General features: G+C 60.0%; 12 protein-coding genes. 4 read left to right on the forward strand and 8 right to left on the reverse strand.

Features of this window, described 5'->3' with window-relative positions; genetic code table 11:
• The first annotated feature begins 292 nt into the window (after nt 1-292).
• The 3 genes from CAG02_RS13015 to tadA all read left to right on the forward strand — a co-directional run bounded on the left by CAG02_RS13015 (nt 293) and on the right by tadA (nt 5,038).
• Complete coding sequence (locus CAG02_RS13015; RefSeq protein ID WP_085709737.1) at nt 293-3,016, forward strand: AAA domain-containing protein; 2,724 nt, start codon at nt 293-295, stop codon at nt 3,014-3,016.
• 148 nt (nt 3,017-3,164) lie between these two features.
• The gene (locus CAG02_RS13020; RefSeq protein WP_085709416.1) at nt 3,165-4,541 is read left to right on the forward strand and encodes a multicopper oxidase family protein; all 1,377 of its coding nucleotides are present in this window, start codon (nt 3,165-3,167) and stop codon (nt 4,539-4,541) included.
• The gene (tadA, locus tag CAG02_RS13025; protein ID WP_085709417.1) at nt 4,541-5,038 is read left to right on the forward strand and encodes a tRNA adenosine(34) deaminase TadA; all 498 of its coding nucleotides are present in this window, start codon (nt 4,541-4,543) and stop codon (nt 5,036-5,038) included. The genes CAG02_RS13020 and tadA overlap by 1 nt, the downstream gene beginning before the upstream one ends.
• Before the next feature lie 124 nt (nt 5,039-5,162).
• Here tadA and cmoB read toward each other — a convergent pair whose 3' ends face one another.
• From cmoB to CAG02_RS13065, 8 genes are all read right to left on the reverse strand, one after another.
• Nucleotides 5,163-6,119, reverse strand: coding sequence for a tRNA 5-methoxyuridine(34)/uridine 5-oxyacetic acid(34) synthase CmoB (gene cmoB, locus CAG02_RS13030; RefSeq protein ID WP_085709418.1), 957 nt, complete (start codon nt 6,117-6,119; stop codon nt 5,163-5,165).
• Nucleotides 6,116-6,823 carry a carboxy-S-adenosyl-L-methionine synthase CmoA gene (gene cmoA, locus CAG02_RS13035; protein ID WP_219737186.1) on the reverse strand — a complete coding sequence of 236 codons (708 nt, stop codon included), beginning with the start codon at nt 6,821-6,823 and terminating at the stop codon, nt 6,116-6,118. Before cmoA ends, cmoB begins: the two co-directional genes overlap by 4 nt.
• A gap of 121 nt (nt 6,824-6,944) precedes the next feature.
• Nucleotides 6,945-7,589, reverse strand: coding sequence for a lysoplasmalogenase (locus tag CAG02_RS13040; RefSeq protein WP_170931594.1), 645 nt, complete (start codon nt 7,587-7,589; stop codon nt 6,945-6,947).
• A 2-nt stretch (nt 7,590-7,591) separates the two neighbouring features.
• The gene (locus tag CAG02_RS13045) at nt 7,592-7,984 is read right to left on the reverse strand and encodes a protease inhibitor I42 family protein (protein ID WP_085709420.1); all 393 of its coding nucleotides are present in this window, start codon (nt 7,982-7,984) and stop codon (nt 7,592-7,594) included.
• Between the two features lie 120 nt (nt 7,985-8,104).
• Complete coding sequence (gene lon, locus CAG02_RS13050) at nt 8,105-10,528, reverse strand: endopeptidase La (protein ID WP_085709421.1); 2,424 nt, start codon at nt 10,526-10,528, stop codon at nt 8,105-8,107.
• Between the two features lie 628 nt (nt 10,529-11,156).
• On the reverse strand, nt 11,157-11,531 hold the full coding sequence (locus CAG02_RS13055) for a DUF6124 family protein (RefSeq protein ID WP_065258705.1): 375 nt from the start codon (nt 11,529-11,531) through the stop codon (nt 11,157-11,159).
• A gap of 404 nt (nt 11,532-11,935) precedes the next feature.
• Nucleotides 11,936-14,347 carry a glucose/quinate/shikimate family membrane-bound PQQ-dependent dehydrogenase gene (locus tag CAG02_RS13060; RefSeq protein ID WP_085709422.1) on the reverse strand — a complete coding sequence of 804 codons (2,412 nt, stop codon included), beginning with the start codon at nt 14,345-14,347 and terminating at the stop codon, nt 11,936-11,938.
• Between the two features lie 136 nt (nt 14,348-14,483).
• Complete coding sequence (locus CAG02_RS13065; protein ID WP_085709423.1) at nt 14,484-15,845, reverse strand: carbohydrate porin; 1,362 nt, start codon at nt 15,843-15,845, stop codon at nt 14,484-14,486.
• Between the two features lie 300 nt (nt 15,846-16,145).
• On the opposite strand from CAG02_RS13065, the gene CAG02_RS13070 reads away from it, so the two are divergent.
• Nucleotides 16,146-16,376, forward strand: a complete 231-nt coding sequence (locus tag CAG02_RS13070; protein ID WP_007956650.1) for a VF530 family DNA-binding protein — start codon at nt 16,146-16,148, stop codon at nt 16,374-16,376.
• The last annotated feature ends 1 nt before the right edge of the window (nt 16,377 follow it).

The raw sequence follows: 16,377 nt of genomic DNA on the forward strand, positions 1-16,377 counted from the left end.
GTTTATGAGTGATAGGTCGCTCGCCCTTCAGGGCCCGCAAAGTCTTTCAAGTATTTGTTGTGTTCCATCTGGCGACGACCAAGTGGAAATATGCTGAATTACAAGGGTGCCGAAAGGCGCTCTTGTAATTCAGCCGGACACGCTTATTTCTATTTGGTGCGTGCGCCGGCGAGAAGCTGGTATACGGATGAAGGGTGGTGGCAAAATAGTGTCAATTGCTCCGAATCGCTGGATTCGGATTTCAACGACAGGGATGTGGGCAAGCTGTGAGCGCAGCTTGCGTAAGGGATATATGATTTCCATCTACGTGAACGGAATAGACAAGACCCGTCAGATAAGCGACTGGACGATAAAAGGTGATGGGCGCGGTGGAGTTTCGCTGACTTGTCACTACCCATCTGGCAAGAGTTGGCCCAGTCCGCTTGCCGAGTGTGTGGTTGTTCCGACTCGAGAGGTGAAACATCAGCTACTGAGGAAAAAGTCCAGCTCAGTGATAAGTACTGTCGAGAGTGCAGTGATTTACGGCGAAAAATATGCCGTCGTTCAGTATTCAGCAGGTGGTAAAAAGTACGCTTACAAGCTTGCCGATATCGAGTTCACCACACCGACGAAGATGAAAGACGATTCGGTTTTCCAGTATTTCCGCTCTGTAGCTGATGCGAGAGTCATTCAGGCCGAATCGGAAAAGGATAAGGTGATCGCCGAGAATGTACAGCGCCAGTTCGATTCAATTTCTGCATGCGCGAGCACCGCATTGCACGCTTATTGCACCGGTCGTAATGGAAGTCAGGAGCTTGTAGCGGATCTTATTTTTCCATTTGGTCTCAATGAGAGTCAGCTTGAAGCAGTGGAGCAGGCTTTCACTTCTCAGATCAGTTTGATCGAAGGCCCTCCCGGCACCGGCAAGACACAAACCATTCTGAACATCATCGCCAACATTCTGCTGCGTGGAAAAACCGTGGCGGTGGTGTCGAACAACAATGCAGCCGTGTCCAACGTATGTGAAAAGCTAGGCAAGTCAGGTCTCGATTATCTGGTTGCCGAGTTGGGCAGCACTGAAAACCGTGAAGCGTTTTTTGCCAATCCTCGTCCCCGACCCACAATCGCTCCAGAAGCGGCGCCTGAGATGGCGAATATTCAGAGTGTCTTTAAGCAGCTCAAATGCTACCTGTCTGACCGCAACACGATGGCCAGGCTGCAGACTGAAGTCAGTGAACTGGAGATCGAGCGCAGTTATTTGCGGCAGTGGCAGCAAGAAAGTGGCGTGCTGGATCCCATTCCCCTAGGCAAATATAACCTGACCCCGCAAAAGTCCACTGACCTGATGGCATTCCTGACGCACCTTGCTGGCAACCGCGTGCGAATCAAGGACAGGATAGAAATGCTGTTCAACTTCAAGATCCTGCGCATGAAACCATTCGATGACTGGGCCAAGCGCAAATCGGTCTTCTACGGTCTGCAGCTTCATTACTACGACAAAGCGCTTCAGGAAACAAAAGCGGCGCTGGCAGGGATTCAGGAAAAGTTACGGCTCGGTAATTATCAGGTGTTGCTTGAAGAACTTACGAGTATCTCGATGAAGTACCTGAAGCAGCATCTCCACCGACATGTACCGCAAACTGAGTCCTTCGATGCCAAGAGTTATCGCAAAGCCAGATTCGATGAGTTCATAAAGCGCTACCCGATCATTTCAAGCGGTACGCATTCCATCGTCAATTCCTTGAAAACCGGCACGGTGCTCGACTACGTCATCATTGACGAGGCTTCGCAGCAGGACATTGTTCCTGGAATATTGGCTCTGGGCTGTGCGAGGAATCTGATCGTTGTCGGTGACAGAAAGCAATTGGCGCACATTCCCGCGACGCTGGGCATGGCCGCGCCAGCGCCTCACTACGATTGCGAGAAGTACAGTTTGCTCGATTCGTGTGTCAGCGTGTTCGAAGGTACGATCCCAATGACTCTATTGAAGGAACACTATCGCTGTCACCCGCAGATCATCAAGTTCTGCAATCAGCAGTTCTACGACAATCAACTGGTTCCGATGACTGAAGATCGTGGGGAAAAGCCGTTGTCGTTGCTGGTGACCGCGAAGGGGAATCACACGCGGCGCAAAACCAATCTCCGGGAGCTGGATTCACTGTTGGCAGTGCTTGATGGTGAGGGCGAAAGTACTTGGGAGGACAAGGACGGCAGAGGCTTCATCGCCCCTTTCAGGAACCAGGCCAGGTTATCTGGCACGCTTTTGCCAGAGGATTTCGTAAAAGACACCGTCCACAAATTTCAGGGGCGGGAGTGCGACGAGATCGTTTTTTCCACTGTGCTGGACAAAAAGAGCACGACACCGAAACTTCTGGCATTCGTGGACGACCCCCGGATGATCAATGTGGCGGTATCGCGGGCCAAAAAGCGATTCACCATGGTCACCGGCGAAGACGTTTTCACGGCAAACAATGGGCACATCGCAGCGCTGGTGCGTTACATGGAGTATTACGCTGATGAATCGCAACTTCATCGCGCACCGGTGATATCGGCTTTCGATCTGCTCTACAAGGAATACGACAAGTCGCTGGAGCGGCTCAATAGCAAGTTGCGAAGGAGCGATTCCGACTACAAGTCCGAGCAGATCATGGCGCAGATACTGCGAGAGGCCCTTGATCGGGAGATCTACCGGGGAATTGCTGTACACGGCCAGGTCGAGTTGAACCAACTGGTCTCGACGGCCAACGAGTGGCTGACCCCAAGAGAGAGGGAGTTCATGGACAACCGCGCCAGTTGTGATTTCGTGATCTATTTCAAAGTCGGCAAACGACCACTCGGAGTGATAGAGGTCGACGGGGGTAGTCACGCGACACCGATGCAAATCGAACGGGATGCCTTGAAAGACAGCATCCTGCAAAAGGCGGGTATTGCGCTATTACGTCTTCGCACCGTCGAGAGTCGCATCGAGGAGCGGGTAGCCGAGTTTATGGCGCAGTGGGCCAATGCAACCACTGGAGGAAATACCGCCCCTGCTTGATGCTCAAGAGCACAGTGAGGTTCATTTTGTCGTTATTACCGGATTCGATGCGACAACACTTCACTTAATCTTTCTCAATTGCAGGTGTATCGTATTCGCCCTTTACGGGCCTGCGGGCCCGCCGCTGATACGTGAGGTAGTTGAGTTCATGTCCTTTACCCGTCGCCAAATCCTCGGTGGCCTGGCCGGTCTTGTTGTCGTTGGTGTTGGAGCGGGGGGCGCGTCGCGTTACTGGCTGGGAAAAATGGCCGATGCCGACGCGGGGCATGACTATGAATTGATCGCGGCACCGCTGGACGTCGAACTTGTGCCCGGGCACAAGACCGAAGCCTGGGCGTTCGGCCCGTCGGCGCCGGGCACCGAATTGCGCGTGCGTCAGGGCGAGTGGCTGCGGGTGCGCTTCATCAACCATCTGCCGGTGGCGACGACCATCCACTGGCACGGCATCCGCCTGCCGCTGGAGATGGACGGTGTGCCTTATGTCTCGCAATTGCCGGTGTTGCCGGGCGAATACTTCGATTACAAATTCCGTGTGCCGGACGCCGGCAGCTACTGGTATCACCCGCACGTCAGCAGCAGCGAAGAACTTGGTCGCGGGCTGGTCGGGCCGTTGATCGTCGAGGAGCGCGAACCGACCGGGTTCAAGTACGAAAAGACCTTGAGCCTGAAGAACTGGCACATCGACGACGAGGGCAATTTCGTCGAATTCAGCGTCCCGCGCGAAGCCGCCCGTGGTGGTACGGCGGGGCGGTTGTCGACCATCAACGGTGTGCCGTCGCCGGTGATCGAGTTGCCGGCCGGGCAGATCACCCGTGTGCGTTTGCTCAACCTCGACAACACCCTGACCTATCGCATCAATATTCCTGGCGTCGAAGCGCAGATCTATGCGCTGGACGGCAACCCGGTCGAGCCCCGACCGCTGGGCAAGGAATACTGGCTCGGCCCGGGCATGCGCATCTGCCTGGCGATCAAGGCGCCGCCGGCTGGTGAGGAATTGTCGCTGCGTAACGGCCCGGTACGTCTGGGCACCTTGCGTTCGGTGGCCAACAACGACGCGCCGACCGAGTGGCCGAAGGCACTGCCCGCCAACCCGGTGGCCGAACCGGATCTGGCCAATGCCGAGAAACTCAACTTCAATTTCGAATGGGTCGGTTCAGTGTCGGTGAATGTCGACAACGGCAAGCCGCCGAGCCTGTGGCAGATCAATGGCAAGGCCTGGGACATCACCGACAAGACCTGCGCCGATCGGCCGATCGCCAGTCTGAAACTGGGCCAGAGTTATATCTTCGAACTGAAGAACATGACCCAGTACCAGCACCCGATTCACCTGCACGGCATGAGCTTCAAGGTGATTGCGTCGAACCGGCACAAGATCGTGCCGTACTTCACCGACACTTATCTGCTGGGCAAGAACGAGCGTGCGCAAGTGGCGCTGGTGGCGGATAACCCGGGGGTGTGGATGTTCCACTGCCACGTGATCGACCACATGGAAACCGGCCTGATGGCCGCCATCGAGGTGAAGTGATGCGTCAGATTCGCCCCGCGGCGATCATCGACCGCAGCCGTGACCGCGACTTCATGCGCGAAGCCCTGGCATTGGCGGCGCAAGGCGCGGCCCTTGGCGAAGTGCCGGTGGGCGCGGTGCTGGTGCAGGATGGCGAGATCATCGGTCGCGGCTTCAATTGCCCGATCAGCACCAGCGACCCCAGCGCACACGCAGAAATGGTCGCGATCCGCGCCGCTGCGCAAGCAGTGGACAACTATCGTCTGCCGGGCAGCACGCTGTACGTGACCCTGGAGCCGTGCAGCATGTGCGCCGGACTGATCGTGCATTCGCGGGTTGCTCGTGTGGTGTACGGCGCACTGGAGCCCAAGGCCGGGATTGTGCAGAGTCAGGGACAGTTCTTCACCCAAGGCTTTCTCAACCATCGAGTGTTGTATGAAGGCGGGGTGCTGGCGGAGGAGTGTGGGGCGGTGTTGACCGAGTTCTTCAGGGCGAGACGCGCCAAACCCGCAGACTGAACACAAAAAACAATGTGGGAGCGAGCTTGCTCGCGATTCGGTCCGACAGTTATAGAAACGTTGACTGTCAAACCGCTATCGCGAGCAAGCTCGCTCCCACAGGTTTTTGTGGTGTTCGGAAGATTTACTTCTTCGCGACAATCACCGCCCGCATCGGCGCCGGCAGCCCTTCGATCGTCTTGCTGTGATCTTGCGGATCGAGGAAATCGCTCAACGACTGATACTTCATCCACTCGGTCCCGCGCTGCTCATCGACCGTTGTCATGCTGACATCCACGCAACGAATGTCAGTAAAACCCGCACGTCGCAACCACAACTCCAGCGCCGGCACCGACGGCAAAAACCACACGTTACGCATCTGCGCATAACGGTCTTCCGGCACCAGCACCTGATGCTTGTCGCCCTCGACCACCAGCGTCTCCAGCACCAGTTCGCCGCCCTTCACCAGGCAATCCTTCAGCGCCAGCAAATGCTCGATCGGCGAACGGCGGTGATAGAACACGCCCATGGAAAACACCGTGTCGAAGCCTTCCAGATTCGGCGGCAGGTCTTCGAACGGGAACGGCAGGTGCCAGGCATTCGGCTCTGACAGATAACGCTGTACGGCCTGGAACTGGCAGAAAAACAGCCAGTTCGGATCGACGCCGATCACGCTGTCGGCACCTGCGCCGAGCATGCGCCACATGTAATAGCCGTTGCCGCAACCGACATCGAGGATGCGCTTGCCCTTCAGATCCAGATGCGGAGCGACCCGCGACCATTTCCAGTCCGAGCGCCATTCGGTGTCGACGTGCACGCCAAACAGATCGAACGGCCCTTTGCGCCACGGCGACAGGCCCATCAGTGCGATACGCATCTGTGCGCGGGTTTCGTCGTCGCAATCGGTGTCCAGCTTCAGGCCGTTGAGCAGGTCTACTTCGCTTGGCTGGATCTTCGGCAAGGCGTCCAGCGCACTTTGCCAGCGCTCCAGATCGCCGTGGCCTTTCTCCATTTTCTTGTCGAGTTGTGCTTGCAGGGTGTTGGCCCATTCGGCCAGCGGCGTGCCAGCCAAACGGCGGGCGAGGGGGGACAGATCAATCATGGCAAGGCGATCAACGAGGCAAAGTTAAGACACTGGAACCACGGCACGACTTTCGAGAACCCGGCGGCCAGCAGGCGCTCGCGGTGTTCTTCGAGGCTGTCGGGCTTCATGACGTTTTCGATGGCGCTGCGCTTCTGGGCGATTTCCAGTTCGCTGTAGCCGTTGGCGCGTTTGAACGCCACGTGCAGGTCGGTCAGCAGCGCGTGTTCTTCGGCATCGTTGAAGCGCAGCTTCTCCGACAGAATCAGCGCGCCGCCCGGCAGCAGCGATTGGCGAATGCGCGAGAGCAACGCCGTGCGCTGCTCCGGGGCGATGAATTGCAGGGTGAAGTTCAGCGCCACTACCGAGGCCGGTTTGAAGTCGAGGGCGAGGATGTCGCCTTCGATCACCTCGACCGGCAGCAGCTCCTGGAACATCGAGTCCTGACCGTTGAGGTACTCGCGGCAGCGCTCGACCATCGCCGCCGAGTTATCCACCGCGATCACCCGGCAACCATCAGTGCGCACATGGCGACGCAGGGCCTGGGTCACGGCACCCAGCGAAGCACCAAGGTCGTAGAGCACGCTGTTCGGCTGGGCGAACTGCGCCGCAAGCACGCCGAGGTTCTCGACGATGGTCGGATAACCGGGCACCGAACGCTTGATCATGTCCGGGAACACCCGCACCACGTCCTCGTTGAAGGCGAAGTCAGGCACCTGGGCCATCGGCTGGGCGAAAATGCGATCGGGTTCTTTGCTCACGGCGGTTCCGGCGGTGTCGATGAAAAGGCCGGCATTTTAGCCAAAGTGGCGCGCAGATGCGCGGGTTGTCTGATAAACCGCCCGATCAAAGGACCGGGCGTTTGCTCTGGGAAAATGCCGAGGCGGCGATGCCCCACTGCCCCAGCCAGTAGCTGAGGATGATGACGTAGGGGGCAGCGTGGAATGGAGCAACGAAGCGGTCGATGCCGATCACGCTGTCGGAGAACACGAACGCCACCGCGCCGCCCGCCGCCAGCAGTGCCGAACGTTGAGGTACGCCGCTGCCGAGGCGGGCCAAGGCACGCCAGAGCATGGCGCTGATGGCGGTGCCGTAGACGATCACCGGCACGGTCAACGGTCCGAGTCCGCTGGAAATCAGGATGCCGAGCAGGATTGCGCCAACGCCAACGGCAAGGATCAGCGGTAGCAGGGCCAGACGCCGGCAATCGCTCAGGTAAGCCTTGAGATACGCCAGATGCGCGATCAGAAAAGCACCCAGGCCAAACACGAACAAATCTCCCGGCCATGCCAGCAACACATCGCCGAGCAAAGAGAAAATCAGACCGAGGCTGATCCAGCGGCGATAGTCACTCGGCGGTGCATCGTGCAGCCAACCCAGCAGTGCCAGCACCGGCAACGGTTTGACCAGCAGGCAAAGCAACGCCGCGTGGGTGCTGACGCCATAGAGAAAGGTCGCTGCGCCCATCAGCGCGAGGATCAGCCAGCCCACGATCAGTTCACCGAGATCGCGCAGTCGAAGGTTTCCACCGGCTCGACTTCAGGCTCCCAGGGTTGCTGCGATGTCAGGCGCAGGCGCCCGGTGCCGGTGGCAAAGGCCTGGAAGCGCCAGGTGGAGAAACCGCCCGCGCCGACCATGCCGGAATCTTTCGGGCTGCTGTAGACCTCGGGACTCAGCGCATGCAACACGCCGCCGGCCGAGTCCTGGATGGCCCAGCGATAGCCGGTGGTGGGGTTGCTTGGCAGTATGACGGTCAGGTTCTGGCCGTTGGTCAGCCGCACCGGGCATTCGCTCTGTTTTTCCACGGTCACGTTGGTTTTCGGTTGCGTGGCGCAGGCGGCCAGCAGGGCGAGGGACAGGGGGACAAACAGGCGAGTGGGGGACATAGGCTCAGTGGCTCCGGCGTTGGCGACGAACGGCGAGCATAACTGAAGATGAGACAAAGTGTGACAGCAGCGGAGGCGTCGTTTGTGACGACGCCTCCGCGAGCAGGCGCTACTGAGCTTTCAGAAAAGCACCTTCGCCACATCCGCAAACTTCTTGGCGAAATGCACGGTGATCCCTTCCTTCAGGTAATCCGGCAGTTCCTCAAAGTTGCCGCGATTCGGCTCCGGCAGAATCAATTCAAAAATCTTCTGCCGCCGCGCCGCAATCACCTTCTCGCGCACCCCGCCAATCGGCAGTACATGTCCGGTCAGCGTCAGTTCACCGGTCATCGCCACGCCTTTTTTCGGCGGCTGGTTGCGGGCGAGCGAAAGCAGGGCACTGGCCATGGTCACGCCGGCGCTCGGGCCGTCCTTCGGGGTCGCGCCTTCCGGTACGTGCAGGTGGACGAAAGCCTCGTCGAAGAATTTCGGATCGCCACCGAAGGATTTGAGGTGCGAGCTGACGTAGCTGTAGGCGATCTCCGCCGACTCCTTCATCACATCGCCCAGTTGCCCGGTGAGCTTGAAGCCACGATTCAGGGTATGAATCCGCGTGGCCTCGATCGGCAGGGTCGCGCCGCCCATGCTGGTCCACGCCAGGCCAGTGATTACGCCGGTGCCGGAAAGCACTTGTTCGTTGCGGAACACCGGATGGCCGAGGGACGCTTCGAGGTCTTTCGGCCCGAGCTTGATCACCGCTTTCGGGTCGTCGATCAGCTTCATCACTGCTTTGCGCACCAGTTTGCCCATCTGTTTTTCCAGCTGGCGCACGCCGGCTTCACGGGCGTAGCCGTCGATCAGGGCTTTGAGGGCGCTGTCGCTGATGCTCAGGCTGCCCTTGGACACGCCGGCCTTTTCCAGCAGTTTCGGCCACAGGTGACGCTTGGCGATGGCGACTTTTTCTTCGGTGATGTAACCCGACAGGCGAATCACTTCCATTCGGTCCAGCAACGGGCCGGGAATCGAATCCAGAGTGTTGGCAGTGCAGACGAACAGGACTTTCGACAGGTCCATCCGCAGGTCCAGATAGTGGTCGAGGAATTCGACGTTCTGTTCCGGATCCAGCGTTTCCAGCAGCGCCGAGGCCGGGTCGCCCTGGTAGCTCTGGCCCATTTTGTCGATCTCGTCGAGCATGATCACCGGGTTCATCACTTCGACGTCTTTCAACGCCTGCACGAGTTTGCCCGGTTGCGCGCCGATGTAGGTGCGGCGGTGGCCCTTGATCTCGGCTTCGTCGCGCATGCCGCCGAGGCTGAAGCGGTAGAACGGCCGGCCGAGGGATTCGGCGATGGACTTGCCGACGCTGGTTTTACCCACGCCCGGCGGGCCCACCAGCAGCACGATGGAACCGCTGATTTCGCCTTTATAGGCACCGACGGCGAGGAATTCGAGGATGCGATCCTTGATGTCATCGAGGCCGGCGTGGTGTTTGTCCAGCACCTTGCGCGCGTGCTTGAGGTCGAGCTTGTCCTCGCCGTACACGCCCCACGGCACCGAGGTCGCCCAGTCGAGGTAGTTGCGGGTGACCGCGTACTCCGGCGATCCGGTTTCGAGGATCGACAGTTTGTTCATTTCTTCTTCGAGGCGCTTCTGCACCTGGGTCGGCAGGACTTTGCCTTCCAGGCGCTGCTCGAACTGCTCGAGGTCGGCGCTGCGGTCGTCTTTGGTCAGGCCCAGCTCTTGCTGGATGACCTTGAGCTGTTCCTTGAGGAAAAACTCGCGCTGGTGCTCGCCGATCTTGCGGTTCACTTCGGCGGAAATTTCTTTTTGCAGGCGCGCGACTTCGACTTCCTTGCGCAGCATCGGCAGGACTTTTTCCATGCGCTTGAGCATCGGCACGCAGTCGAGCACTTCCTGCAGCTCGGGGCCGGTGGCGGAGGTCAGGGCGGCGGCGAAGTCGGTCAGCGGCGACGGATCGTTGGGGCTGAAGCGGTTGAGGTAGTTCTTCAGCTCTTCGCTGTACAGCGGGTTGAGCGGCAGCAGTTCCTTGATCGCGTTGATCAGCGCCATGCCGTAGGCCTTGACCTCGTCGGTCGGCTCGGTGGGCTGGTGCGGGTATTCGACTTCAACGAGATACGGCGGGCGATGGTGTTTGAGCCAGGTCTTGATGCGCACACGGCTCAGGCCCTGGGCTACGAATTGCAGTTTGCCGTTTTCGCGGCTGGCGTGGTGCACCTTGACCAGGGTGCCGTATTGCGGCAATGCCTTGGTATCGAAGTGGCGCGGGTCTTCCTGGGGCGTGTCCATGAAGAACAGGGCCAGGGAGTGGTGTTCGGATTTGCTGACCAGTTCGAGGGTTTCGGCCCAGGGTTCTTCGTTGACGATGACCGGCAGGACCTGGGCCGGGAAGAACGGGCGGTTGTGGATCGGGATGATGTAGACCTTGTCCGGCAGGTTCTGGCCGGGCAGGGCGAGGCCTTTGCCGGGGACGTGGTGTTCGATGTGTTCGGCGTCGGTTTCGGTGATGTCGTCGGGGTTCTCGGGGAATTCTTGCTGGTCGCTCATGGGGCACCTGCGCAATGGGGTATGGGTCTTAGATGGGGCAGGGTTTTGGTGGTTTCAATGGGGGTGGGTGTTTCTGGTTGTGTGTTCAGGGTTTTGACAGGGTTTTGGACTTGGCGGCCTCTGGGCCGACCATGCTCTGGGTGTTTGGGGTGAATATCCGTTTCTGCGGGTGCGCTCGCTGGCGGTTTCGCTTTTACAGCGAGTCCCTTTTGGCAAACGCCCCAAAAGGAACCAAAAGGTCTCGCCCCGGCGTTCGGCCCTCGCAAGCTCGGGTCCCTTCGCTCCGGCATCCCTCCGGGGGCATCGACTTCGTCGATGAGTTCGGCTTCGCCAAACGGCGCTGCGCGCCAATCCCCGGATGAACACCTCCACTCAGCCTTCCGAAGGGGCGGGTGGATCAAGATCAAAAGCGTTGTCGAGCTAACGCTCATCCGGTTTGTTTTGGGCGCCATGCGCGGGTTGGTCGACCGGGGAATGGAACCTGGCAAGGCGTAGGCCCTCCCGCGCATGGCTGTAACTTGATCGTTCCCACGCTCTGTGTGGGAATGCAGCCCGGGACGCTCTGCGTCCCTATCGAGCTGCCAGCGAATACAGTCTGTCGCTGGCAGGTCGGTTTCGTCAGGGCGGCTCAGCTGTGTGTTGGGTAACGCTGTACTTCGACGTTATCCAGCACCCGATTCACCGCCAGCTCGGCCAGCATGATGATTTGCTGAATGGCCAGGATTGTCCGCCGCTGCGGGAGGTCGATGTGTGCGGCGATGTCGCTGGTCATGAGGTTGGCCTGTGCCAGTGATTCGCAGGCGTGGACCAGCAGGCTTTCGCTGTCCTGATCGGGTGCGACCTGGAACATGGTGCTGGGTTTATGGAAGCGCAGGGTGGTGGCGTTGGGTTTCAGGTAGTGGTCGAGGGCGCGCTCGGCGGCTTCGTGGAGTTTTTTGGAATCTGGCGATTCGTAGGGCGATGCGTCGTTTGATTCGGGGGGATTGGGTGTTGGTTTTTTCATGGTGAATACTCAGTTGGTGAAATTGGAGCTGCCTTCAATTGCCGCGACGCAATCTGAGGTGGCAGCTGTACGCGGGTTCGCGGACCGATAACTGAGGAATCGGCATACCTCCAGAGAAGGTATCCCGCGCACAGCCGCCATGACACAAACAACAGGCACCGAGGTGCCGTGAGGTTGGCGATTATGCATCAGTTATCGGGCCGCGACGCCCCATCGCTGAATTTGCAGCGACCCCCAAAGCCTATCCACCCCGTTTCCTAGGGACAACCGACGCGACATGTCAGAAACATCCCCTGCAAACACCCCGTCTGTAGGACATAAACACTCCGTGTAAAAAAGCGCAGCCCACAAAAAAGGCGACACCCCTCACAGGGCATCGCCTTTCTCTTTACCGCCGCTAAAACTTATTCCGGCAGTTTGTACGCAATCACATAGTCACCCATCTTGGTGCCCAGCGAACCGTGACCACCCACCACGAGCAGGACGTATTGCTTGCCGTCCTTGCCAGTGTAGGTCATCGGGGTCGCCTGGCCGCCAGCAGGCAGACGGGATTTCCACAGCTCCTTACCAGTGTTCACGTCGTAGGCGCGCAGGTACTGGTCGAGGGTGCCGCTGAGGAAGCCGACGCCGCCCGCAGTCACGATCGAACCGCCCATGCTTGGCACGCCCAGGGTGAAGCCGATCGGGATTGGCGAGCTGTCGCGGCTGGTGCCGTTCTTGCGTTTCCACACGACTTTGCCGGTGGTCAGGTCAATACCGGCGACGTAGCCCCAGGCCGGGGCCTGGCACGGTACGCCCAGTGGCGACATGAACGGGTGCATGGTCACCGCGTATGGCGCACCGGTGTTTGGCTGGATACCGGCAGTTTCGCTTTCACGCTTGCTGTCGGCGGCCACTTCGGCACGCGGGATCATCTTCGAGACGAAGGCCATGTAGTTCGGGCTGGTGAACAGCATCTGGCGAACCGGGTCGACAGAAACACCGCCCCAGTTGAACACGCCGACGTTACCCGGATAGATCAGGCTGCCCTGTTCCGACGGAGGTGTGTACTGACCTTCGTAGCGCAGTTCCTTGAACTGGATGCGGCACAGCATCTGGTCGAACGGGCTGGCGCCCCACATGGCTTTTTCGGTCAGTTCCGGGGCCAGCAGGTTCAGGTCCGAACGGGCCTGGGTCGGTGCGGTGTGGTCGCCTTTCACGGCGCCTTGCGGAACCGGGATCTCGCGGATCGGGATGATCGGCGTGCCGTCACGACGGTCGAGGACGTACAGGCTGCCCTGTTTGGTCGGGGCGATCAGCGCAGGCTTGATGCCGTCGGCGGTTTTCATGTCCAGCAGGGTTGGCTGGCTGCCGACGTCCATGTCCCACAGGTCGTGGTGGGTGAACTGGTAGTTCCAGCGCACTTTACCGGTGGCCAGGTCCAGAGCGACTACACCGGCGCTGAATTTCTCGGCGCCCGGGGTGCGGTCGGCGCCCCACTGGTCCGGGGTCTGGTTGCCCAGTGGCAGGTAAACCATGCCGAGTTTTTCATCGACGCTGGCCAGCGACCACATGTTGGCCGAGTTGCGGCTGTAGATCTGGCCCGGGGCCAAAGGCTCGGTGGCGTCCGGCTTGTCGCTGTCCCAGTTCCACACCAGGTGACCGTCGCGCACGTCGAAGGCGCGGATCACGCCCGATGGCTCGTTGGTCGATTCGTTGTCGGTGACGTGACCGCCCATGATCACCAGATCACGAGTGATCGCGGCTGGCGAGGTGGAGTAGTAGCCTCCGGCGGTGAACGGGCCGATGCCTTGGGTCAGGTCGACCACGCCTTTGTTGCCGAAGCCTTCGCAGATCTTGCCGGTGTCGGCGTTCAGTGCGATCAGGCGTGCATCGGCGGTTGGCAGATACAGGCGACGCGGGCAGGCCTGGGCGACGGCTTTGCCGGCCTCGGAGATGACGGCGGACGCAGCGTTTTCAGACTTGGCGTAAGCGGCTTCGTCGTAGTACGACACGCCACGGCAGGTCATGTGGGCGAAGCCCTTGAAGCCGACCGGGCTCTTGATCTGCGGGTCGAAGCGCCACAGTTCCTTGCCGGTGTCCGGGTCCAGCGCCAGCACTTTGCTGTGAGCGGTGCAGGCATAGAGCATGCCGTTGGCTTTCAGCGGGGTGTTTTCGTTGGTCAGCTCCACCGGGTCATCGGCGGTCGGCAGGTCGCCGGTCTGGATGCGCCAGGCTTCCTGCAGCTTGCCGACGTTGGCCGGGGTGATCTGCTTCAGTGGCGAGTAGCGGTCACCGAACTCGGTGCGGCCATAGGCCTGCCAGTCGCCGTCGGGCATGGCTGGCGCGGTGCTGGTGGTGTCGGCGGTGTCGCGACCCAGTTCACCGAAGGTTTCGCCCGGGTGGGTAAACAGGCTGGCCAGAGCGGTGAGGCCGGCCAGCACCACGGCTACGGTCAGGCCGCCGGTGCCCATCGGTGCAGGACCGTTGAGCAGCAGCGGACGACGGAACCACGGCAGCAGCATCACGAAACCGACGACAAACCACAGGGCCAGACGTGGCACCAGTTGCCACCAGTCCAGGCCGACTTCCCAGAGCGCCCAGACGGTGCTGGCAAACAGCACGATGGCGTACAGGCCCAGTGCTGCGCGACGACGCATCAGCAACAGAATGCCGGTCAGCGTGATGCCGATACCGGCCAGCAGGTAGTACAGCGAGCCGCCGAGCGTGCTCAGCTTGATTCCCCCGGCCAGCATGGCCAGGCCCATCAGTAGAAGCAGAATGCCGAGCAGGCTCGGAAGCAGACGGCCTCGACTCGAAGCACTTTCGGTGCTCATAGTGTGGTTCTCCGTGACGTTTCAAGTAGTCCCGCGCTGTAGTCACTGTAGATGACGATTGGGCGCGGGCATGGTTCAGATAAAAACTTGTCTTGCTATCGAATTTCATCTGCAGGCCTGAGCGGCCCGCATCGGGTCAGAACGACGACTGGATCTTGATCCCGCCGATCAGCGCGTCATCGACCTTGTCCACACCGCCCGGATGGCGGATGTATTGCAGGTTCGGGCGCACGGTCAGCCAATTGGTGACGTGCACGCCGTAATAGAGTTCGGCGCTGTATTCGGTGTCCTGCGGCGGCAGGTAGGACGGATCGTCGTAGTCGTAGACCGCGCGGGCCTGATTGGTCGCCTCGGCGTTCTTGCGGTAGGCCGGGTTGACGTGGACGCGGGCCAGGGCGAAGCCGATGTCGTCTTTGGCGCGGGCGTCGAACAGGCCTTTGTAGACCACGCCGGCCTGCACGTAGTTGTCGATGGCGTTGGTCTTCTTGTCGTGCATCGTGCCGTTGGCGAACACGCTCAGGCCACGGGAGTTGTCGCTGGCGACGCTGGTGATCTGCTGCTGCACGCCGAGCCACACGCCGTGCTTGCTCGAAGCGCTGCGATAGGCTTCGCCGCTCAGGGCTGCTGGCTGGCCGTTGCTGTCTTTATAGGCGTCGGTGGCCTTGGCGTTGCTGTAGTAGTAACCGGCGCGGTACTCGCCCGGCAGGCCGTTGAGCTTCGGTGTCCACACCAGTTCCACCGGCAGGATCGCGCCCTGGGTGCCGCTGCCGCTGAGCTTGAAGCCGTTGCCACGATCAAGGTTCGACGGGTTCTGCTCGTAGGCGCCAACCTGTGCGTACAGCTCCGGCGTCAGGTGATATTTGACGCGCAGCGCCCATTGGCTGACCGGCCAGTTGTACCAGATGCCGCCGACCCAGTTGCCGACCTGGGAGCCGCAGAACGCCAGGTTCTGGAAGTCGCACGGGAAGCTGTTGAAGTCTTCGCCTTCACCGAAGCGGCCGACCTTGATGTCGAGCTTCTGATCGAAGAATTTCTGCTGGTACCACATCTGTGTCAGGCGGGTGGTCTGGCCACGGCCCCAGACTTCCTGGGCCGAAGTGAAGCCGCCGACGCGCGGGTCGTTGATGCGGTCGTTGCTGATGTTGTTGCCGCTGCGCTTGGTCACGGTCAACTGGAATTCGGCGTCGTTCCAGCCCAGCAGTTTTTGCAGATCCAGATGAGTGCCGAGGCCCCATTGATCGCTGTAGCGCGCGGTGCGGTCGTGGTCGTAGCCGCCGTGCAGGTTGCTGCCCATTTCGCCGGTGTAATCGAGCTTGAAGTCGATGCCTTTCGCCGAGAGTTCGCTGCGGGTGCCGTTCCAGTCACCGAGCATGTACGGTGATTCACTGTCGAAGGCCGGAGCGGCCTGGGTGCAGGTGGCGAGGCCAAGGGCGGTGCAGCCGCCGATCAGGCGCAGGGTTGAGATAGCGCTGTCTCGGGAGAACGGAAAATCGGGCATGAAATGGTCTTTCTTGATCTTTTTTGGGGGACGGGCTGACCGCTACGATTTGACGCAGGCAGTGAAGCGATTCAGCAGAAGGGCGGCAGGATAATGTCCTGTTACAAAAACACAAAGTGCTTTTGCAGACATGGACCCTTTCGGATTCGGTAACAGTGCGGCAATCGATCACATTGCCGGGGTTGATCGAGCCTGCGATCTTGCGCGGTTCACCTACATTTGAAGGAAGGCCTTCCACCGGCACAGCCCCTCGGCTAAGGTGCGCGGCTTCTGCATTTTCACTTCGCCCAAAGGCCCGGCATGAACGACCACAACCCCGATCCGCTGCACGGCGTGACCCTCGAACAGATCCTCAATGCACTGGTGACCCACTACGAATGGTCGGGCCTGGCCGAACGCATCGACATCCGCTGCTTCAAGAGCGATCCGACCATCAAGTCGAGCCTGACCTTTTTGCGCAAGACGCCATGGGCGCGGGAAAAGGTCGAGCGTCTGTACGTGAAGCTGATGCGCACCAAGCGTCCGCTCTGAG

It is taken from the genome of Pseudomonas sp. R43(2017), from assembly GCF_002112345.1.
Classification (GTDB): Bacteria; Pseudomonadota; Gammaproteobacteria; order Pseudomonadales; family Pseudomonadaceae; genus Aquipseudomonas; species Aquipseudomonas kribbensis.

Excerpts from the sequence above, each read along its gene's own strand:
- CAG02_RS13020 (WP_085709416.1), top strand. The coding sequence starts at position 3,165 with ATGTCCTTTACCCGTCGCCAAATCCTCGGTGGCCTGGCCGGTCTTGTT.
- CAG02_RS13045 (WP_085709420.1), bottom strand. The coding sequence starts at position 7,984 with ATGTCCCCCACTCGCCTGTTTGTCCCCCTGTCCCTCGCCCTGCTGGCC.
- CAG02_RS13060 (WP_085709422.1), bottom strand. The coding sequence starts at position 14,347 with ATGAGCACCGAAAGTGCTTCGAGTCGAGGCCGTCTGCTTCCGAGCCTG.
- CAG02_RS13055 (WP_065258705.1), bottom strand. The coding sequence starts at position 11,531 with ATGAAAAAACCAACACCCAATCCCCCCGAATCAAACGACGCATCGCCC.
- tadA (WP_085709417.1), top strand. The coding sequence starts at position 4,541 with ATGCGTCAGATTCGCCCCGCGGCGATCATCGACCGCAGCCGTGACCGC.
- CAG02_RS13065 (WP_085709423.1), bottom strand. The coding sequence starts at position 15,845 with ATGCCCGATTTTCCGTTCTCCCGAGACAGCGCTATCTCAACCCTGCGC.
- CAG02_RS13070 (WP_007956650.1), top strand. The coding sequence starts at position 16,146 with ATGAACGACCACAACCCCGATCCGCTGCACGGCGTGACCCTCGAACAG.
- cmoB (WP_085709418.1), bottom strand. The coding sequence starts at position 6,119 with ATGATTGATCTGTCCCCCCTCGCCCGCCGTTTGGCTGGCACGCCGCTG.
- cmoA (WP_219737186.1), bottom strand. The coding sequence starts at position 6,823 with ATGGCCCAGGTGCCTGACTTCGCCTTCAACGAGGACGTGGTGCGGGTG.
- CAG02_RS13015 (WP_085709737.1), top strand. The coding sequence starts at position 293 with ATGATTTCCATCTACGTGAACGGAATAGACAAGACCCGTCAGATAAGC.
- lon (WP_085709421.1), bottom strand. The coding sequence starts at position 10,528 with ATGAGCGACCAGCAAGAATTCCCCGAGAACCCCGACGACATCACCGAA.